General features: G+C 41.6%; 19 protein-coding genes, 1 other RNA gene and 1 riboswitch. Of the genes, 11 read left to right on the forward strand and 9 right to left on the reverse strand.

The features are described from left to right. The first annotated feature begins 287 nt into the window (after positions 1-287). A complete protein-coding gene (locus tag FFL34_RS03550) occupies positions 288-1,142 on the forward strand; it encodes a YitT family protein (protein ID WP_138601538.1) in 855 nt (284 codons plus the stop codon). A 37-nt stretch (positions 1,143-1,179) separates the two neighbouring features. On the opposite strand, the gene FFL34_RS18135 is transcribed toward FFL34_RS03550, so the two are convergent. After that, positions 1,180-1,353, reverse strand: a complete 174-nt coding sequence (locus FFL34_RS18135; protein WP_171046252.1) for a hypothetical protein — start codon at positions 1,351-1,353, stop codon at positions 1,180-1,182. 259 nt (positions 1,354-1,612) lie between these two features. On the opposite strand from FFL34_RS18135, the gene FFL34_RS03555 reads away from it, so the two are divergent. The 4 genes from FFL34_RS03555 to FFL34_RS03570 all read left to right on the forward strand — a co-directional run bounded on the left by FFL34_RS03555 (position 1,613) and on the right by FFL34_RS03570 (position 4,559). Further along, positions 1,613-2,527: a metal ABC transporter solute-binding protein, Zn/Mn family gene (locus FFL34_RS03555; protein WP_138601541.1), complete on the forward strand. Its 915-nt coding sequence runs from the start codon at positions 1,613-1,615 to the stop codon at positions 2,525-2,527. 12 nt (positions 2,528-2,539) lie between these two features. Then, positions 2,540-3,223 carry a metal ABC transporter ATP-binding protein gene (locus FFL34_RS03560; protein WP_138601543.1) on the forward strand — a complete coding sequence of 228 codons (684 nt, stop codon included), beginning with the start codon at positions 2,540-2,542 and terminating at the stop codon, positions 3,221-3,223. An 81-nt stretch (positions 3,224-3,304) separates the two neighbouring features. Continuing rightward, complete coding sequence (locus tag FFL34_RS03565; protein WP_138601545.1) at positions 3,305-4,159, forward strand: metal ABC transporter permease; 855 nt, start codon at positions 3,305-3,307, stop codon at positions 4,157-4,159. After that, positions 4,146-4,559: a Fur family transcriptional regulator gene (locus FFL34_RS03570; protein ID WP_138601547.1), complete on the forward strand. Its 414-nt coding sequence runs from the start codon at positions 4,146-4,148 to the stop codon at positions 4,557-4,559. Before FFL34_RS03565 ends, FFL34_RS03570 begins: the two co-directional genes overlap by 14 nt. 565 nt (positions 4,560-5,124) lie before the next feature. Here the strand turns inward: FFL34_RS03570 and FFL34_RS03575 are convergent. Beyond that, a complete protein-coding gene (locus tag FFL34_RS03575; RefSeq protein WP_318279573.1) occupies positions 5,125-5,859 on the reverse strand; it encodes a VLRF1 family aeRF1-type release factor in 735 nt (244 codons plus the stop codon). Between the two features lie 320 nt (positions 5,860-6,179). Between FFL34_RS03575 and FFL34_RS03580 the strand changes: the two genes are divergently transcribed. Continuing rightward, the gene (locus FFL34_RS03580; protein ID WP_138601549.1) at positions 6,180-6,749 is read left to right on the forward strand and encodes a YitT family protein; all 570 of its coding nucleotides are present in this window, start codon (positions 6,180-6,182) and stop codon (positions 6,747-6,749) included. A 114-nt stretch (positions 6,750-6,863) separates the two neighbouring features. Here the strand turns inward: FFL34_RS03580 and FFL34_RS03585 are convergent, their stop codons facing one another. Next, positions 6,864-8,063: a C40 family peptidase gene (locus FFL34_RS03585; protein ID WP_138601551.1), complete on the reverse strand. Its 1,200-nt coding sequence runs from the start codon at positions 8,061-8,063 to the stop codon at positions 6,864-6,866. Positions 8,064-8,339: 276 nt separating this feature from the next. On the opposite strand from FFL34_RS03585, the gene FFL34_RS03590 reads away from it, so the two are divergent. Then, positions 8,340-9,371, forward strand: coding sequence for an aromatic acid exporter family protein (locus FFL34_RS03590; RefSeq protein WP_171046253.1), 1,032 nt, complete (start codon positions 8,340-8,342; stop codon positions 9,369-9,371). 114 nt (positions 9,372-9,485) lie between these two features. On the opposite strand, the gene FFL34_RS03595 is transcribed toward FFL34_RS03590, so the two are convergent. Beyond that, positions 9,486-10,490: an LLM class flavin-dependent oxidoreductase gene (locus FFL34_RS03595; protein ID WP_138601553.1), complete on the reverse strand. Its 1,005-nt coding sequence runs from the start codon at positions 10,488-10,490 to the stop codon at positions 9,486-9,488. A gap of 129 nt (positions 10,491-10,619) precedes the next feature. Between FFL34_RS03595 and trhA the strand changes: the two genes are divergently transcribed. Then, positions 10,620-11,267 (forward strand): PAQR family membrane homeostasis protein TrhA, encoded by a 648-nt coding sequence (trhA, locus tag FFL34_RS03600; RefSeq protein ID WP_138601555.1) that lies wholly within the window; start codon positions 10,620-10,622, stop codon positions 11,265-11,267. Between the two features lie 98 nt (positions 11,268-11,365). On the opposite strand, the gene FFL34_RS03605 is transcribed toward trhA, so the two are convergent. Continuing rightward, entirely contained in the window at positions 11,366-13,924 is a 2,559-nt protein-coding gene (locus tag FFL34_RS03605; protein ID WP_138601557.1) for an Eco57I restriction-modification methylase domain-containing protein, read from the reverse strand. A gap of 169 nt (positions 13,925-14,093) precedes the next feature. On the opposite strand from FFL34_RS03605, the gene guaC reads away from it, so the two are divergent. From guaC to FFL34_RS03620, 3 genes are all read left to right on the forward strand, one after another. Further along, positions 14,094-15,077 (forward strand): GMP reductase, encoded by a 984-nt coding sequence (gene guaC, locus FFL34_RS03610; RefSeq protein WP_138601559.1) that lies wholly within the window; start codon positions 14,094-14,096, stop codon positions 15,075-15,077. 95 nt (positions 15,078-15,172) lie between these two features. Next, a riboswitch (TPP riboswitch) is annotated at positions 15,173-15,273 on the forward strand. A gap of 93 nt (positions 15,274-15,366) precedes the next feature. Continuing rightward, positions 15,367-16,053 (forward strand): thiaminase II, encoded by a 687-nt coding sequence (gene tenA / locus FFL34_RS03615; RefSeq protein ID WP_138601561.1) that lies wholly within the window; start codon positions 15,367-15,369, stop codon positions 16,051-16,053. Positions 16,054-16,467: 414 nt separating this feature from the next. After that, the gene (locus FFL34_RS03620; RefSeq protein WP_138601563.1) at positions 16,468-17,283 is read left to right on the forward strand and encodes a ZIP family metal transporter; all 816 of its coding nucleotides are present in this window, start codon (positions 16,468-16,470) and stop codon (positions 17,281-17,283) included. Between the two features lie 26 nt (positions 17,284-17,309). On the opposite strand, the gene FFL34_RS03625 is transcribed toward FFL34_RS03620, so the two are convergent. From FFL34_RS03625 to smpB, 4 genes are all read right to left on the reverse strand, one after another. After that, a complete protein-coding gene (locus FFL34_RS03625) occupies positions 17,310-17,951 on the reverse strand; it encodes an NUDIX hydrolase (protein WP_138601565.1) in 642 nt (213 codons plus the stop codon). Between the two features lie 485 nt (positions 17,952-18,436). Next, positions 18,437-19,630 carry an ISL3 family transposase gene (locus tag FFL34_RS03630; RefSeq protein WP_138601336.1) on the reverse strand — a complete coding sequence of 398 codons (1,194 nt, stop codon included), beginning with the start codon at positions 19,628-19,630 and terminating at the stop codon, positions 18,437-18,439. Between the two features lie 504 nt (positions 19,631-20,134). Further along, positions 20,135-20,476: a transfer-messenger RNA gene (gene ssrA, locus FFL34_RS03635) on the reverse strand. A gap of 121 nt (positions 20,477-20,597) precedes the next feature. Further along, positions 20,598-21,065, reverse strand: coding sequence for an SsrA-binding protein SmpB (smpB, locus tag FFL34_RS03640; RefSeq protein ID WP_138601567.1), 468 nt, complete (start codon positions 21,063-21,065; stop codon positions 20,598-20,600). Positions 21,066-21,182 lie beyond the last annotated feature (117 nt).

Consider the following 21,182-nt stretch of genomic DNA (forward strand, 5'->3'; position numbering starts at 1 on the left):
CGCCTTATAGCGAGTGCCGAAGCTTTTCTTATAAGGTCTTCCAACACTTATACTTTCTGACGTTAAAATAAGAGATAGTTGCCTATCCATCTGTGACTTATTATAGATTAAATTCAGATATTTCGCAATAAACATAAGAAACTTTTTTCAATTATGCACCAGGGAAACTTTCATGAGGCTATAAAGTGCGTTAAAATAAAAACGGCTTGATTCGTGATTATCATATAAATCACGAATCGGAATGGACGGGTTGAGCAGTACCTCGTCTATAGAAAGGATTGAACAATATGAGCAAAAGATGGATCACAGACTACGCCCAGATTATTGTCGGTGCTACCCTTGTAGCACTAGCCTATAATCTGTTCTTACTTCCTACTAAATTAGCTGCGGGAGGCATCTCCGGCGTCAGCACTATTTTATTTGAAGTATACGCCTTAAGCCCTGCCCTGACACAGTTTCTGATAAATCTGCCCATTTTTGTCATTGGGTGGATCGCACTAGGGTCGGATTTCAGCTGGAAAACATTGGTCGGGACATTTTGGGTTCCATTCATGATTTATTTGACAGCCGAGTTCCCTTACACGGTTTCCAATCCTTTTTTAGGCGCGATTTATGGAGGGATTATTTTAGGGATCGGGCTCGGAACCGTCTACAAAGGCGGTGGCTCCACCGGTGGAACAGCTGCCATCGCTCAAGTAGTCAAAAAATTCACTGGGCTGTCGAGCGGATATTCCCAGCTGATTGTTGATGGATTCGTCGTTATTTCCTCCATTATCGTTTTCAATCTGGAGCTGACGTTGTTTGCCCTTATGTGTATTTATATCACCAGCAAAACGATTGATATCGTCCAATTACGTACATCTGCGTCCAAATTAATGATGATTATTACCGAAGAAGAGGAGAAAATCCACAACCTTATTAGCAACCAGATTGACCGCGGCTTAACGAAAGTACGAACAATTGGTGGCTATTCCAATCAGGACAAAACAATGATCCTCTGTGTCGCTGAGCAGCAGGAAGCCGTGAAACTGAAAAGACAACTGCAAGATGAAGAGCCAACTGCATTTGTCGTGTTCATTAGTGCCTCGGAAGTATTGGGGCGCGGATTCTCGCTAGATAAATACTACGGGCAGAAATTTTAATGCCTAAAAGAAATCGGCAATCTATGCCGATTTCTTTTTAAAATGGTCTGTCACGCATTTCATGTTTGATGTGGTCCTTAAAACTTTCCGAATAGATTCTTTCCGACTCACTTTTTTCCCGTCCATCCTCATCAATCTCTATCTTTCTGTCTTTAAACTTCGCCACTAAATCAACAATGACACCGATCCCAAGAACTCCGCCGAAGACCATCTTTCAAGTATACATATTCTAACATACTTCCTTTGTCACATCCCATTCCGAATACTAACGGCTCTCTTCATTATCGTATGGTTGATATTTTGAAAAATTTCGTCTATCCAATATATATTTATATAGTCCCCGTGTGGAGCATATTGTAAATTGTTCATGTACCCGCCCACCATACCCTCCAATCGTAATCATTCCTATTTACAAATCGTAATCATTACGGTAATATGAAGTAACCATATTAAACGAGAGGAATTCGACGATGAAACGGCATTTACTGATTATACTTTTTTTCGTAACAGGGCTGATCACAATAGGATGCACAGCTTCTGAATCCGACGACAATACCAAATTGACCATCTTTACCTCCATTTATCCGATTCAGTATGCCGTCGAACGAATTGGTGGAGATGCTGTCCATGCAGAAACCATCTATCCCCCAGGAGTCGATGCGCACACATACGAACCGACAACCCGGGAGATGACCGCTATTGCTGGAAGTGACGCATTCATTTTCCTTGGTGCCGGAATGGAAGGATTTGCGGAAACAGCCGCAAATGCACTGGCATCACAAGATTTAGAGTTAGTTGAAATAGGAAAAGATAAAGAGCTCTTTCATGGTGATACTTCTAACCACGATGGACATCATCATCATGATCATAATCCGCATATCTGGTTGGATCCAGTAAGAATGATTGACATGGCTAGCATAATCAAAGACAAGCTGATTGATATAGACCAAGAAAATAAGAAACGATTCGTAAACAACTTTAATAGACTAAAAAACGATTTACTTACGCTTGATCAAACATTCCAAAAAACCATAGCGACCAAAGCAGACAAAAAAGTACTCGTTTCCCATGCCGCCTACACGTATTGGGAACAACGCTATGGTATCGAGCAAATTGCGATCAGCGGCCTATCGTCAAACGACGAGCCATCTCAGAAAGAATTAGTGAAGATTATTGAACAAGCAAAACAATCTGCTAGACATTATGTTCTGTTTGAGCAAAATACTTCGGACCGTGTATCGGAAATTATTCAAAATGAAATCGGCGCTGAAGCCCTGACGATTCATAACCTTTCCGTTTTAACAGAGGCTGATATAAAAGACGGAGAGAATTATCTATCGTTAATGCAACACAACCTGAACGTACTTGATCAGGCGACCAAATAGGAGGCATGCACCATGGCTGAACCGGTTGTTTCCATAACCAATCTCACATACGCCTATGAACAAAAAACTATCCTGACTGATATTCATTTTGAACTGCCTCGTGGTTCCTTTATGGGATTAATTGGGCCAAATGGTGGCGGCAAAACGACACTCATTAAAATGATTATTGGACTACTAAGACCTGATAGTGGGACAATTCGTTTGTTTGGACAGCCCATCCAGCAGTTTAAAGACTGGAGTAAGATCGGGTTTGTTTCTCAAAAAGCAAACAACTTCAACAAAGGATTCCCGGCGACCGTATTTGAAGTCGTTTCTATGGGGCTGACGGCCAAACTAGGCTATTTTACATTTTTTAAATCCAAACATAAGCAGAAGGTACTCCAGGCCATTGATCAAGTTGGTATGCGAGATTACGCATATAAAAATATTGGTCAGTTATCAGGCGGGCAGCAGCAGCGGATATTTATCGCTCGAGCGCTTGTGAACGATCCGGAATTGCTTATTTTGGATGAGCCGACAGTCGGGGTCGATCAAGAAAATGTTCAACGATTTTACGAACTACTGCGTGAACTAAACAAGAAACATGCCGTGACACTACTGCTCGTAACACATGATACGGATGACTTATTGAAATATGCTACCGAGATCGTACACCTGAATAAAACATTAACATTCCTTGAGCAACCCGAAAAGTAGACACAGCAATTAAGCTACCACTTATCTGATTAAATCCAACCATTCACCCTGAGACAGGATTACGATACAGGAGGAAACAAGATGCTTGCAAACTTGTTAGAATATGACTTTTTACGGCACACCTTTTACACCGGACTGTTAATTGGCATCATCGCACCACTCTTAGGAACGTTCATCGTCGTCCGGCGGCTTTCCCTGATAGCTGATGCCTTATCTCATGTAACATTAGCCGGGATAGCTTTCGGCTTGTTTATGGATAAAAAATTCGCAATCGGTATAGCGCCATTGTACAGTGGGATGGGCTTTTCTGTACTTGGGTCGATTTTTATCGAAAAACTGCGTGCCGTATATACTGCGTACCAAGAATTGGCCATTCCGATTATTCTATCGGGCGGGGTCGGACTGAGTGTTATTTTTATTGCATTGGCGAACGGATTTAATACCGATCTATTTAATTACTTGTTCGGATCCGTATCCGCGGTGAGCACAAAAGATTTTTACGCTATACTTGGCATCTCCGTTCTCATTGTTGCGGTGATCCGGCTTTTCTATAAGGAACTGGTTACCTTGTCGTTTGATGAGGAACATGCTGTTGTGTCCGGCATTCATGCTAAACGGATTCATTTTCTGTTTATCGTCCTGACAGCGCTTGTGATTGCCGCGTCTATCCGCATTGTCGGGGTATTGCTCGTATCCGCACTCATGACACTGCCTGTAGCGGCGGCAATGCGGCTGGCGAAAGGGTTTAAACAAATGATGTTATTTTCTATTTTATTCGGAGAAGCGGCTGTTATAATTGGTATGATTACAGGTTATTATTTCAGTATTCCACCGGGCGGAACGATAGTACTTTCATCGATTGTCATACTGCTTCTGGCCATAGGAAAGAAACGATTTTCATACCATACTGGGGGAGTCGCGCATGAGGCTGAATGAGGCTGTTCAACAATTAAAATCACACGGCTACAAAACAACCGCCAAACGGAAGGATATGCTGGCGTTTTTCGCAGAGGCTGATGGCTATCGGACAGCAAAAGATCTGATCAGCTATATGGAGCCAACATATGCGAGCATTAGTTACGATACAGTCTACCGAAACCTGCATTTGTTCCGGGAAATCGGGGTACTGGAAACGACTGAACTGAACGGTGAAAAACATTTTCGCTTTAGCTGTTCGCATCATCACCACCATCATTTCATCTGCAAGGACTGTGGGAAGACCAAAGCGTTAGAAATCTGTCCAATGGACGAAATCAGGCAATCGCTTGGAGGCTATGAAATCGAGGGACATAAATTTGAAATCTATGGATTGTGTCCGGTCTGTCAGGAGGAATGAGTAATGCCAACGCTAATGCTAGCTTATCGATTTTTTGACAAAAAATAGTTTCGTAAAAGAACGAGAACGCTTGGTGAGTTCCAAGCGTTCTTTTGCTTTCATCAGCAAATTAATAGTTACCTAATGTCCCCGACGGTATGAGTGTCTTTTCTCATAGGTTCCCGCGGTGTTCGGGCACTCATCAACGGTATGAGTGCCTTTTCTCGAGGTTCCCCGCTACATTCGGGCACTCATCAACGGTATGAGTGCCTTTTCTCGGGGTTCCACGCTGCATTCGGGCACTCATCAACGGTATGAGTGCCTTTTCTCCGGGTTCCACGCTGCATTCGGGCACTCATCGACGGTATGAGTGTCTTTTCTCATAGGTTCCCGCGGTGTTCGGGCACTCATCAACGGTATGAGTGCCTTTTCTCCGGGTTCCACGCTGCTTTCGGGCACTCATCAACGGTATGGGTGCCTTTTCTCGAGGTTCCCCGCTACATTCGGGCACTCATCAACGGTATGAGTGCCTTTTCTCGGGGTTCCACGCTGCATTCGGGCACGTTGCTGGGACTCTAATCCAGCGTTAACCGGCCACTTCTTCTACTACCTTTGTTTCCTCATGGTGCAGCATATTTTTCTGAATAACATCGTCCACGGGTTTGTTCAGCTGCTGCTTCAGTTCAATTGCATCATCTGGTTCTCCTGCGATGTACAGACGCTCCCAACCGTTATCTTTAGCAAGCTTGTCCAGTTTTGGAGCAATGCTTTTATACCAGCGCTGCTTATTCGCTTCATAACGAGCTTTAAACTGTTCCTGCTGCACATTACGTCCACCTGATCCCATCGACGCATCTATTTTATGCGGGCCGGTGCGCTGACGCCATTCATCCGTGTCAATGTCTAGTCCATAATAATACGTGTGTGTCACTTCTTGAAGATATGTCTCGACAACGCTTATCTGGTTTGTTTGAACAAGAACAATGCCCGTTCTTGGATAGGCATTGCACAATTCCTTCAACTGCTGTAACCGAGGAGTGTCCTCCCAGTAAAATTCCGTGGTTAATTGCATCCGAACACGCTGGGCAAACCACACAGTTTCAGTCGCATCAGCAAACACGATGACACCTTTGTGCAAATTAAGCTCATGATCCTCCACATATTTTTTCACTTTTCGTTTAACACGTTTAAAGTTTTCAAGCTCTTCGGTATTATTTGCTTCCCGCAGATAGCTTTCAAAATTCCTCAGACCATTTTTTAAATGAATCTTCCAGCCACCTGATTGGTTTTCTGGTTCTGACGGATCTGTATTTAAATACATCGTAAAAACTTTATTCCGTCTCTACTGACATGTTCAAGTGCTTTAATCTGTTTAAAGAGATTCATTCGACTTAGCACTCCTTTTTTCAAAGTTAACGCTTAGTAGTCTATAGACGAATAGCGTCAGTTTTAAACGTGTCTAGTCCTAATCATACTTAGCAGGGAAAATAGAAATATGCTAGATAACACCAACTTAGATTATCCACCGGATTCGCTCATCGTTTGATCTTTTTCATTTGCAAGGATAATTTCGTACTGTGTTGCATAAATATCTTTCTATAGACGGAATTACAGGACAGGCCAACGTTGAGAGTGATTAACATGCTTAAAAAAATAGCCTTCATCCTATTCGGAAGTGTTTTAGTTGGAATCGGTATTAATTACTTTGTTATCCCCAATCATCTGGTTGACGGCGGAGTTATCGGGCTGGGTCTGATTGCCAAATATATGCTTGAACTGAAGCCGGGATTGACTATCATTATCCTCAGTTTACCGCTTTATTTGTTTGCATGGTCCCATTTCCGTTCCTATTTTTACAATGGAATCCACGGCTTATTGACGTCAGCATTTTTTATTGATTTATTCCATCCATTAATGGCGCTTGAGACACCACCTATTTTTATTAGTTCGATTAGTGGGGGTTTATTGCTGGGTACTGGAATAGGTCTCATGCTGCTAGCGGAAGCAAGTGCGGGCGGTAGTGATCTGCTGGCACTCATGCTCGCAAAGGTTACGCCGTTAAACGTCGGAGTGATTATTCTTATTATCGATAGTATTGTTATTGTACTTGGATGGTTTATCATCCAGGAAACTACATTTATGTACTCCGCTTTAATGGTTGGCATGATTGGACTGACAACATCAGTTATCACAAGTTTGTTTTCTTCATAGAGCAGCCATGCCCTGACTCTGAAACTAAAAAAAGCCGCACACCATTTCTGTTCATTCTTACATAAGCAGAAATAGTGTACGGCTGTACTTGAATTATTCGTTTAGGAAGTTTGATTAGCGAACGCGTCGCACATGTCCAGCAAAATGTTTCTTCCAGTACGTGTTGCTCATGCTTGCTACGTCAACCCCAGTACTAGTTTGAGCCCCTAGAAATTTACCATTTCCAAGATAAATGCCAACATGTCCATTTGTTTTGTATGTATTAAAGAATACTAGATCTCCAGGCTTAGCGTCGCTGTACGAAATACGTTTACCAGTGTTCTGTAGCGCAGCGGTACTCGACGGAATCGAAATATTAGCCTGTCCAAATGCCCATGATACAAAACCGGAACAATCAAAACCACCAGGTCCCTTTCCGGCTGTAACGTAAGGGGTTCCCATTTGTGTATATCCTGCATTAATTGCAGCAGACAAGCTTCCGCTGGATGTGCTCCGTTGCTGTTTATCGCTATTGTCGACTGAACTGCTCAGTTGCTTCAGTCCACTGCGGGATAATGGTGCTGTTGACTTGCCTCCGGACGATTCGCGCCGGCGCAGTTCCCGTTCAATCGACGCAAGGCTTTGATCTTTATTTTGCAGTTCGTTCTTCAAGCCTTGCAGATGTTCTTTTTTCGTCTGCAGTTTTTTCTTGTCCGCCTCATTCTGCTCTTTCTGGGCGAGGATTGTCTGTTCCATTCCTTTGATTTCCACTTTCATCGATTGAAGTTCTTTAAGTTTATTTTCAATTTTTTCCTTCTTTTCCTTTAAATTAGCTTTATCCGTTTCTTGCTGTTCCACCAGCTGTCGGTCTGATTTAGCAATTTTGGAAACGGCAGATACACGGGTAATCAGATCAGAGAAACTTTCAGCACCAAAGATAACATCAAGAAAACTAACGTCCCCGCCGCTTTTCTGTAAGGAGACAATTCGGCTTTTCATGACTTCCTTACGCTTTTCTATCTTTTTTTCCAACTTATTAACTTCTGCTTCCAAAGCCGGTATTTCTTCTTTTGCTTCTGAGATTTTATTCTTCGTTTCACGCATCTTCTGTCTGTTTTTATCTAGTGCTTCGTTGACACTTTTAATTTTTTCATTTAAATCTTTCAGATCTTCCATAGCATCAGCAATTTTCTTTTCGGTGTCTGATAGATTTGCCTTAACCACTGAGCGCTCTTTCTGAACTCCGTGCAATGTTTCCGCGCCGGCTGGAGCAGCGAAAATCAAGCCTCCTGCTAAAACCACACTAGTTGCGACTCCAATAATTCGTTTCAACATCTATTCCCCCCGCAATTCACGTAAAAATCTTTCGTATATGTATTCGCATTCTCATATCTGTTGTTCAATTCTATGTTATCTATTTCTCTATTAATAGATTTAGCCAACTCGTATTATAGCATTCGAAAATGACATGCATGTAATAGGAATATTACAATTGTATTTCAAATGCTTTTTTCTTCATTTATTATTTATTTCTTTTTAAAATGGTTGCAAATGGACGCATAAATTGGAAAAATAGAAGTTCGAGTAGAAAAAATTGCGGGGATGAAACAGATGAAATGGATAAAACATATAAAATTGGCTGGTGGCCGTATCATTAAAACTGGTGTCGCCATTTTTATTACAGCGTGGATTTGTGTACTACTGGATTGGCCGCCTGTGTTTGCCGTCATTACGGCCATTGTCACGGTAGAGCCGACAGTATCAGATTCGATTAAAAAAGGGATTGTGCGTTTTCCGGCATCAGCGATTGGGTCGGCATATGCAGTGCTTTTTATATCGTTATTCGGCAATTCGCCACTGACCTACACGCTGGCAGCTGTATTTACAATCACAACTTGCGTTAGACTGAATCTGCATGCAGGGGTGTTGGTTGCAACATTGACCTCTGTTGCCATGGTTGAAGTAATCCACAGTAACTTTCTTATGTCTTTTTTCATCCGGCTTGGTACGACAACAACCGGGCTAGTTGTCTCAACTGTTGTTAATTTGTTTATGTTGCCACCGGACTACACAAAGGAAATTGCTGGGCGGCTACAAACGCTTGCGTATAAAACGGGAATTGCCATCGAAAAGGTGGTCAATGATATACTGGATAAGGAACCTAACGTCACTGTTGTCGAGCAGGAAATGGCTGATCGAGTTGACGATTTTATCCATCAAACGGAAGAACTGATACGCTATCAAAAAGAAGAATCTAAATATCATCCGCTTACCAGAAATGAATGGCAACATTTTCAAGCGGAGCAGTTTGATCTCAGGCGGTTGCAGTTAATTCACTATCATATAGGGAATCTGATTCATACATCATTCACAAACCTTGAGTTGACCGATGATAAAAAAATTGCTATTCGGAATGCGGCAATCAAAGTGGCAGCATCGCTTAAAGATCCTCATTTGTATGATCAGAAGGAACATAAGGAACGGCTGCAGCAATTGACTGAATTGTTCTGGGATCACAATGAGGAAATTACCATTAAGAAGCAACAACATCCAACCAGTTTTCGACCTGTACTTATCATGCTATATGAACTAGTTTCTATCTACAATCTCGTTGAACGCTATTATAAAACAAAGTCACAATGACAAGTGACTTTGTTTTCTTTTAACGGAATAAAAACTTCGGCATCGCTATAATACAAGATGAATGCCAGGTTCCTCTAGTCGGTGAGTAACTGTTTTCCGTTAGATTGTTTTCGATTAGCTGTTTTCCAGGATTTCGTCTGCAATTAACTGGTATGATCTTTTTCTAGCTTCATAACTATGTGTAATGGTCAGGATCATCCATTCATCTGTGTCATACATGGTCTCTAGGCGAGTAAGTGCCTGCTTTACTTCTTTAGGATTACCAATAATCGTTTGGTTGGCTGTCTCACGGACCATTGCCATGTCCTCATCAGAATAATGGTAGCGTTTTGCTTCTTGAACGGAGGGAACCTTCCCATCTCCTTCCCCTTTCGCCTGTTGAATCCGCCATAACTGATTGCTTAATGCTAGTTCTTCCGCTTTCTCAGTTGTTTCAGCACATATAACCGATATCGCAGCAAGTTTATTCAGTTGCTGATGCGGATATTTTGCACCGAACGTTTCCGAATAGTTCTGCATAATCCGAGGGCCATCCTGTTTACTCATGAATTGCCCGAATGCATACGGAAGTCCCTGTTCTGCAGCAGCTTGAGCACTCTTTTCACTTGTTCCCAACAACCACATTTCCGGTGGTGTTGATGGCACAGGAGATGGTTTGATTTTGGCGTTCATATGCGCTTCAGGAAATCCCCCATGCAAAAACTTACGCAATTCATCAAGCGATTCCGGCATATGGCGGACATTTTCCAAAAAGTTGCCAGACAGTGCCATGGACGCTTCCGCCGATCCGCCTGGAGCCCGACCGATTCCCAAGTCAACACGCCCAGGATACAGTGTTGCCAACAGGTTGTACGTTTCAGCCACACGGAATGGCTTGTAATGCGGCAATAAAACAGCGCCAGCACCAATCCGTATCTGTTTTGTTTCAAACCCAATCATTCCTAGCATCACATCTGGATTCGGACATGCCAAACCGGACATATCATGATGCTCTGCTATCCAATATCGATTATATCCTAATCTATCGGCTGTTTTGGCCAGATCAATTGATGCGTTTAACGCTTCACGTGCCGACTTGTCCGCAGATATGGGTGATTGATCCAATATGCTAAGCTTCATATACATGACCTTCTTTCTAAGAAAATATCGGTGAATTTCCCCTTTTAAAACAACCTTTTTTAGTTGAAAACAATCTAATATACATTTATGGTAATATGTACACTTACAAAATACAAAGGTGCTGATGTTTTGGGTATATCTATTCGTGAACCAATTAATGGGCTGACCCATTTATTTGGAGCTGTCCTGTCGTTCTTTGGATTAATTGCATTAGTTACGAAGGCTTTAGCAACAACTAATTCCGCGCTTGCTGTTGTGGCAGCTGTCATTTTTGGAACTAGCATGATTCTCTTGTACAGCGCCTCGGCTACCTACCACATGGTTGTCGCGCGGGACCATGTTATTGCTTTTCTGCGCCGTATTGACCACTCCATGATTTTTGTTCTGATTGCTGGAACTTATACACCATTATGTTTAATCAGCTTAAGCGGTATATCCGGGTGGATACTTTTTACGGTTATATCCGGCATCGCCTGTGCTGGTGTAACCTTTAAATTGGTATGGTTTCATGCACCGAGGTGGCTATCAACTGCTTTGTATGTAGGGATGGGTTGGGTCGCTATTTTCTACACCCCTAAACTTGCGCCAATTATAGGTAGTAGTGGTATGCTGATGCTCGTTCTTGGTGGGGTTTTTTACACCATTGGCGCCTTCATATACTGGCGAAAACCAGCCTTCCTCTCATTTAAACATATGGGATTTCACGAGATTTTTCATATATTTATTTTGGTCGGCAGTTTGTTTCACTTTATCTGTATATATAGTTACGTGCTTTAAAGTGATGTGAATGGAGTTGAATCAAAACCTTGTGCATAACTACAGGGGTTTGATTCAACTTTCTATACCAAGCAATATGGACTCGAGCACATAACAGTTCATTCCAGGAATTCCGCTACATTCGTATCAATCAGTTGCATTTCCGCATCACTTAAGTCAAACGCACTCGCTGTCATTTGATCAATTTCCTCGTTCAACTGATTTTCTTTTTCAACCAATCTATTCATCACACTTTTTCTATTTTCATAATACGCCAGCCAGCCTGACTTTTCGGTAAGGGACATATACTTCCATTTGCTAAGCTGCTCCAGCCACTCTTCTGCATTCCATTTATAAAACGTTTGGAATGAAGCGGGCAATCGATCTATTTTAAGTTCATGTCGGATCACTTGTTCCATTGTGTGCAAAGCTTTGCCTTTATCATACTTAACTTGCAACATTTGAGCGACTGCTTCCGATATGTGTTTCTGCTCTTGTTCTGAAATATCCGGAACAGGAAACATTTTCAAATCCTTCACCTTAAACTGTGGAAATGTTTTTCGCTGGAATTTATCGAACTTGTTGATAAACCAGAACGTTGTGATTTTTGAATTCAGCACACCCAACAAAAATAGCGGATCTTTTTGGAAATTTATAATATTGTTAGCGTTGCGGTCATTCAAGACTTCCTCTTCCGTGTAGACAGCGTTGATTGCATACGTTGACCTGGAAGGAATTTGCCTTACTAAAATTCTTGACGATGTGAAAATTTCTTCTTTCCGTCTGGCAGCCAGATGGGGGCCATATCGAAGCCAGCTGCCACCCCAGTCGATATAATAACGGCAAACATCGCGCCCCTCAAGGTACATCCAATACGTTTCATCAACTTGATCATCACTGTGATATACCCTATTCTCCTTCATTTCCTTTGTCTGGACCGGATTACCCTTACCAACTTCATAAGCCACCAGGCCCGATTTCACGGTCGCAACAGCGCCTAAATTCAGCCCTGTTTCTTCTATCTTTCTCATCACATTAAAGGCTTGTTTGTTTTTCATGAGCGAAATATTAATGATACTTTGCTCATCTACTAATTGTTCTGGACGTACTTCAGCGACAATCTCGACATTTTCACCAGCGTATTCTCCGAGTTTGACGGTTGTCGGCGCTGTTTTTTGGAAAATAATGAAACACGTATCGACATCTGCCTGTGCAAATATCCGGTCGTATATATTGATAATTTTCAAGTTGCCGGTGTGTTCCAGAAGAAAACGCCGCATTTTCTTAAACGAATCAATCGTCAAACACGTGTTAGGCACAATGAAAGCAAACCAGCCACCTTCTTTGAGCAAATGGTACGAACGTTCAATGAATAATAAATAGGTATTTATTTGGTATTCTACTAAATCATAATGGTTGTTAAAATAAGCTTTTTCGGCCGCTGTAAATCCTTTATTCCTTGCAAACACATACGGCGGATTGCCAATAATGACATCAAATCCACCAGCATCCATTATCCCCGGGAATTCTTTATCCCATTGAAATGCCTTATTCGTAACATCCGGGTTATCAATAATCGAATTCCCTGTTTTCAAGTTATCATCAAGTAACGTCAATTCCTCGCGTTTATTCGCGGTTTTCAGCCACAACGACAATTTTGATATTTCGACGGTTTCTTCATTCAAATCAACACCGAACAAGTTATTGGTCAAAATATAACGGTTAATATCGACTAATTCCGCTTGACCATCCTGCATTTCTTCCAGTTTTTTGTTAATTTTGTCCCTTTCTAAAGTGAGAGTGTCCAATGCCATATGGAGGAACGCACCACTCCCCACCGCCGGGTCCAATATTTTAATAGAACGCAGCTGCTGTTGTAATTGACGGTAAAACGCAATGTGTTTCTCTACGGGCAACAACTTTTTCCTACGTTTATCCGGTTGGGGTTTATGAAATTTTGAAAAGTCCTCTCCCGTTAAATTCGGTAGTGCATCCGCATGAAATTCCCGTTTTCTGTCATTAATCCAGCTGCCTAACGTCTCCTCTAGCAGCAATTTCGTAACACCCGGCGACGTGTAAAATATCCCGTCTTTCTTCCGTTTCCCTTGCTCCGAGTCAAATGTTTCATTAAGGATATCCGATTTTATTTTTTCAATATCATTGATTGATTGTTCAAAAATATGTCCAAGTATGTTCACATTAAGCTCTACGGAATAATCATAATTGGTTATCCTTTCAAACAACGGAAATATATCATCTTGGATAACTAAACCATCCAATATAATATCCTCTTTAAACAAACCACCATTAAAACGATTAATATTCATATCAGGGTTTCCTTTATCAATCGAAAGGAATAACTCTTTTAGCTGATTCCATATCTTGGTGTCACGCTTTTCAAATGAATGCTTGGACATTTGAACAACGTTTCGGAGAACATTTCTCGGCAGTAAATCGGCATCTTCACAGAAGCAAACAAATATAAACCGATCGAGGATTTTCAACGTCTTTTCAAAAATCACTAACTTATCTAATCCGCTGTTCTGATCCCGCAAATGTTTAAACAATTCCTTCCGTACATGCCGGTAATCCTGATAAAAAACTTTAAGCATTTCTTCTTCCTCTAAATGGCTGAGCTGACGCTTTTTATATTTATGATTAAATATGGCGTTATACATCGGTTCACCCGCTTTTATGTCTAAATTCACTTAGTATTATAGCACAGCGATTTGAACAGTTTATCCGATAGACTCATTTTGACATACAAAAAAGAATCATGTATAGTGTTCAATGTACGAACGTTTAAAACATTTCATTGTATAATATTCGTTTTTAGGGGAGATATTTATGGAAAATGTATTTGACTATGAAGATGTGCAGCTGGTTCCAGCAAAATGCATCGTAAACAGCCGATCCGAATGTGACACGTCCATTACCTTGGGCGGACATACGTTTAAACTTCCTGTTGTTCCAGCAAACATGCAAACGATTATCGACGAAAATATAGCCAATAAGCTTGCTGATGGCGGATATTTCTATGTCATGCACCGGTTTGAACCAGAGAAGCGTTGGGGTTTCATTAAAGACATGCATTCACGTGGACTTATCGCATCAATCAGTGTTGGTGTCAAAGATGAAGAGTATTCATTTATCCAACAGTTAGCCCATGAGCAGCTTATACCAGAATACATTACGATTGATATCGCACACGGGCATGCGAATTCAGTAATAAAAATGATTCAGCATATTAAAGAACACTTGCCCGATAGTTTTGTGATTGCGGGAAATGTCGGCACCCCTGAGGCAGTACGAGAATTGGAGCATGCTGGTGCGGATGCCACTAAAGTTGGTATCGGACCCGGAAAAGTCTGTACTACAAAACTAAAAACGGGCTTCGGAACCGGCGGCTGGCAATTAGCAGCATTAAAATGGTGTGCCAAGGCAGCAAGTAAACCAATCATTGCTGATGGAGGTATTCGTACCCATGGGGATATTGCTAAATCGATTAGGTTCGGTGCGTCGATGGTCATGATTGGTTCACTTTTTGCCGGACACGAGGAATCACCAGGGGAAACGATTGAAAAAGACGGAAAGTGGTATAAAGAGTACTTTGGATCAGCTTCTGAATTTCAAAAAGGCGAAAAGAAAAACGTAGAAGGCAAAAAAATGTATGTGGAGCACAAAGGCTCCTTAAATGATACGCTTAAAGAAATGGAGCAAGATTTGCAATCATCTATTTCTTATGCGGGGGGCAGTCAACTTGAAGCTATCCGTCATGTCGATTATGTGGTCGTGAAGAATTCCATTTTTAATGGGGATCAGGTTTATTAATGACCGCATATGCATTAAAATTCCCCATTTTTAATAAACAGTATTTGACAGTTATCTCTTCATATGTTTTCATTGAATTTAACTGAATAATAAAACGAAAACACTAGGGGAGCATTTTTCTGCTGAGAAAGGTAAGACTTGACCCTTTGAACCTGATCTAGTTCATACTAGCGTAGGGAAGTGGATACGAATGTGCGTAAAACTTTGCCATTTGAATCAATCATACGCTTACCGGTCATACATGATTAGGCGTGCTCCCTCTTAGTGAAATAAGAGAGGAGTTTTTATTATGGCACAGAAATTCAGTAATCGTATTTTTAATCGGGTTAAACCTTTATGGCATACTTATCTGGAGCACCCCTTTGTCAAAGGTATAGGGGAAGGAACGCTCGATGTGGAAAAGTTTAAACACTATATGAAACAAGACTACATTTATTTAGTTGAGTATTCGCGCATCTTTGCCATCGGAGCAGCGAAAGCGCATAACTTAAAAACGATGACCACATTTGCAAACCTCCTGCATGGAACCATGAATGTTGAAATGGATTTACACCGGGAATACGCATCGACATTCGGTATTTCAAATGATGAATTGGAAGCAACCGAACCATCCGCAACTGTGACAGCCTATACAAGCTATATGCTGAATAAAGCACAAAGTGGCGGTGTCGAAAATGCAATCGCAGCTGTTCTGGCATGCGCATGGAGTTATAACTTCATCGGGAAAGAGCTTGCCACATGGCCCAATGCCACAGAACATGAGCTTTATGGCAATTGGGTACAAATGTATTCATCTGAGGAATTTTCCAAGCTTGCCAATGACTGTATCGAATTAATCAATGAAATTGCTGAAGGAAAACCAGAACACGAATTAAAAGAATTAGAGGAGATTGTGGTAAAGACAAGTTACTTTGAATATATGTTTTGGGATATGGCTGAAAATAAATCCACTTGGCCTGTCAAATCAACTGTCTAAAAATAAAGGTTCAAGCTAAATTCGTCACGTTCTATGCCAACCGCTAGCACTAATACGTCGGGACTGGACGTGACTTATCATTTATTTTATACTTCTTATCCTATAAAATCAGGAAACTTCTCCCCCAGGTTGTCTGATTGTCAACAATGGGGGACGTTTTTTGTTCGTACCAGCTTTAACTAAGGAACATAAAAAACTTCGGCACGCACATAACCCTATAGCTAGTGCCGAAGTTTTTTGCTAATATATTCCAAAAGTTTACTTTTAACCGTATACAAAAGACAGTATCATTGACAACAATTTGAAATAATTGTATGATGCGCACGTAACTAAAAGTTTCCCGTGGTAAACATTAAAGTTTATGTTAATTGAAGAACCTTAAATCCTGAACAAAGAAGGGGGAAATATCCCATTATGATTGATTATTTCCTAGATCTAAATCCAATTGCACAAGCAACATTTGCAACCCTTTTTACATGGGGCATGACAGCTTTAGGTGCTGCTCTCGTTTTTACAACAAAGGGCTTCAATCAACGTTTTATGGATAGTATGCTGGGCTTTGCCGGTGGAGTGATGATTGCTGCAAGCTTCTGGTCATTGCTTTCACCGGCATTGGAAAAGGCTGAAGGTGGGCCATTGCCAGCGTGGATTCCGGCCGCAATAGGCTTTTTGCTAGGCGGTATCTTCCTTTGGGCAGCAGATAAATTACTCCCTCACCTTCATCCGGGATTAGCCATGGATGAGGCTGAAGGGATCCATCCGGACAGAAAAAGACGGAGTACGCTTCTAGTTTTGGCAATTACCCTGCATAACATTCCGGAAGGGCTTGCTGTTGGTGTAGCTTTCGGTGCAATAGCCGCTGATTTGCCGACAGCTTCACTTGGTGGTGCCATTGCACTGGCTATCGGTATTGGAATCCAGAACTTTCCAGAAGGCCTTGCCGTTTCTATGCCACTTCGGCGTGAAGGAATGTCTCGTGGAAAAAGTTTTATGTACGGGCAGGCATCCGGAGTTGTTGAGCCAATTGCCGGAATTATCGGGGCACTCGCCGTCACCATTATGCAACCATTATTGCCATATGCATTAAGCTTCGCTGCAGGTGCGATGATTTTCGTTGTGGCCGAAGAAGTTATCCCTGGGTCACAGGAAAATGGGAATAAAGACCTTGCCTCAATGAGTATCATGTTCGGTTTTGCCGTTATGATGATTCTCGACGTCGCATTGGGATAGCGGGATACGAGATAGTCTCCCGTTTCTCACTCCCCGAATTGCGTCCTATCATTAGCCTGAATCAGGCGAACAAAATGACTCATGATCAGCGCAGTCAACCCCCAAATAACATTCCCATTGTACTGATAAAAAAGTTCTTCCCTACTACGGGCGTTCCAGTTGTAGTTTTTTCCTCCTTGAATAAGTTCGAAGGGAAAATCCTTTTCAGGCATGGGCTGGTATGCCACTTTGTATCTTGCAGGTTTAGTTTCTAGAAAGAATGACAGCGGTACCGTAAACACTCGCTCCACCTCTGACTGATTCGGAGTGATCTGCTCCGGCTGTTTGATGATACCCGCAAAAGGATAGACGATTCTTGTTTCGGAAATGAGGTAATCAAGCGGGAATACATCTTGGATAGCTGTCTGTTCCAATCCAAGCTCTTCCGATGTTTCCCTAATGGCGCATTGACATTCATCTAAATCACAGCTATCCATCTTACCACCAGGAAAACAGACGTCTCCCGGCTGACTGCGCATATTCATCGACCTAACCTCAAATAATATATGGGGTTGTCCCTGCTCTGTTTCTATGAGCGGGATAAGAACGCCAAATTCCCGGTATTGTTCCCGCCCAAGAATGGATGGCTTATGGTCTTTAAGCTTTGCGATGATAGCCGACGTATCCAACGCACACACCTCCGTTATTACATTTTTGCTTTTTGCTTATGATATAACTCTTTATTGAAAAAAGGGACAAGTGTGCTTAGCTTAAAATCCTTATCCTTTTCTGAAGCTTATCAATTCAAGCCTTGTCTTATGGTGTTGACGTTTTTATTATAGGGACATCTATAATGATATACTGTCCGATGTTATTACCGAATGAAACACGGGGGGAGCTTTAATGGAAGTATGGGAAGCTGCGTATGTTGCGGGAATAATAGGCGGGGAAGGAAAGCTGCGTCAGGATGGTCGCCTAGAATATTTGCATTAAAATACTTTTAAATCATAGAGCGTTTTATCGTTTAAAGGTACTTTTTCTAATATTTAATAAAACATTTCTACGATAAAATAAAGCGTGAAACTTCCAAATGGAATTTTATGGTTCTCTGTCAAATGTGGTGGTGTGATTTTCACTCCACCATCTCTTTTTACTTCCTAGGCTTTGGGGCATTTTATGCCAAAGCCCTTCTAACCTCTTGTCGCCACAGTATTTTCTTTTTCAAGCGTTTAAAATCTTTAATTCCATATGACATACGTTTGGCCACTTTAATCGTGTTGTTTACACCTTCAATATATCCGTTATTGAACGGGTACATAAAGGACTGTAGAATTTCCTGCCTCCAGCGTTTAAATGTCTTCATGACTTTGTGAAATGCTTCAATATTAGAGGCTTTCATAGCCGATAAACATTCTTCAAATCCTTGGGTCGCTGTGATTTTATCACTTTCTTTAAACCATTGATCGAGCTTGTTTTTTAGTTCATATGCTTCTTTTAATCGGGGATGAATCTGTAGTAATTGATTTACTTTTTCCTTTTGTTCATCAGTTAATTTATATTGGGATTTCCACAATAATTTTTTGCTTCGCTTCATTCGGATTCGTTCATTCTTTTCAAGGTCATGTTGCACTTCTCGCCGCACACTATCCAGCGCCCAATAGACTTGTCGCATAAAGTGAAAACGATCAGCGATGATTAACGGATCACCTAAGGCTTTCTGTACTGCTTGTTTGAAGGATCTGGATAAATCCATGACTACGATTTCAACATTACTGGTGTCACAAGATTTTAAATATCTTTTAATGGTATCTACCTTTCTGTCAGGTAATACATCAATAATCTCTTTATGTTCGATATCAGCTATAACGGTTTGGAATCTTTCCCCACCAGCATCCCCTTTAAATTCATCAATGGCGATTGCACGGGGCAGCACCTTCTTGGTTTTTATGTCCCTGCGATCGAATATACGCAATAACCTGTTAGAACTCATGCCTGTTAATTGTGCAGCAGTCGTGAATGAACCCACACCTGTGTACGTTAATGCAGTTGTTTGAACCGAGCTTGTGCAACGTTGATACCGGTCCACCATTTGAAGTTTTTCATAAAAGGTATGCCGGCAATTCACACACAAATACCGCCTCTTTCTCAAAGAGATTTTCACTGGCTTATTTGATACGATTGGCCCCTGAATCTGCTGATTACGGTAACTATGGACACGCTTAGTTTTTTCCTTACAGAATGGGCACTTCTGCGTTTTCACTTTCGTATAAAGCTCTACATAAAACTTATCTGGTTCACTAGTCATATCCCAAACATCTACATGCTTATCTTTAATCCCCAGCATTTCTATGATAAAATGATTTTGCACTCTTTCCCTCTCCTTTGACCTTTTGTGTGGACAACTCTAGGTTAACAAAAGAGAGGGGATTGAGTGTATTTTTTTGTCTTCATTTGAAGTATTGATAATACTGGAGACACCACCACATTTAGTATAGAGCCAATTTTATGCTTTATATCACACGGTAATAAAAAAACCACCAACATATGTATTGGTGGAGACGGTGGGACGTGCTCTTCCATGCTTTCACATGGCACTGACTATATCTTGAACCTGAATAATCTCAGGTTCTCCGGCGTCTTATGCGAAATAGTGGATTTACCTGTTCTTGGTATCATTCCGCATCCTAGTACTACCTGCTTTTAGGCAGCCTATGAGTCGATACACGGCTGTTGGATTACTCCACATACCGCTCGGTGTTGCCATATTGCTTTAGGAGTGTAACATGTTGCCAAGATCATCTCCACACAACTTAGGTTTCACCGATAAAGCCGGATTATCACTTTTGTGTTACCACAAAAGGCGACTAATAACTAATCGAACCCACGTCCAGAGATATCGCCACTCAGACATCTACACGCATAGTTGGTATATTATCCTTCGCTAACTCTTCAGCCTACCAACAGGCTTCCAAGTAGCTAGTCTGTTTAGTTTCAGCCAGTATCCTCAGACGGTGGAAACTGGAATAGCCCGCTTCATTTGAGACCCTTCAATCTGCCCCACGGGCGAGAGCAGGAAGGATCGCTCTAGGCAGTGCTTAGGCAGCTGCTAGAGCTGGTAATTGTTTTCTTCGCCAGTTATATTTAGGCAATAACGTTTTACGAGCCGTAACCTCGACGCGCAGTCTGAGCTCGATCTATCCCTGTCGAATCCGTAACGTCCCCAAATAATAAAGATGGAGAAAACGCTCGGATAGAACGAGCATTATTTATTTAATTATCATCACGACAATTCTTAGTATAACATATGTGAAGCAAAAGTCAAATCAAGCTGAAGGTTACTGCATACTTTCTTTCACAGCACGGTCAGCGTCACGTTTCATTTGCTTGCGTTTTAGATCTTCCCGCTTATCGTATTTCTTTTTCCCTTTCCCGATTCCGATAAGCACTTTAGCGACACCATTCTTAATATAGACTTTTAACGGTACAAGGGAGTAGCCTTTTTGCTGAATCTGACCGGTGAGCTTATCAATTTCTTTCCGGTGCAGAAGCAATTTACGTGAACGTGTCGGGTCATGGTTAAACTGATTTCCCTGCTCATACGGGGCAATATGCATGTTGACTAGCTGCATTTCTCCGCGGTTGTCGATTCTAGCATGCGAATCCTTCAAGTTCACGCGACCGGCACGGATTGATTTAATTTCTGTCCCCTTCAAAACAATACCGGCTTCAATGGTTTCTTCTATAAAAAACTCATGTCTTGCTTTTTTATTCTGTGCAATTACCTTCCCGGATCCTTTTGGCATACCTACGTCCTCCCACTACTTACGTGAACTTATTTTAACAGATAAAAGCTTATTTTCCAATTATCTACCCAGCTCATTATTTCGCATGGAAAAAGACTAATATGGCGTGTAAATACG

The sequence above is a fragment of the Lentibacillus cibarius genome, from assembly GCF_005887555.1.
Taxonomy (GTDB): Bacteria; Bacillota; Bacilli; order Bacillales; family Amphibacillaceae; genus Lentibacillus; species Lentibacillus cibarius.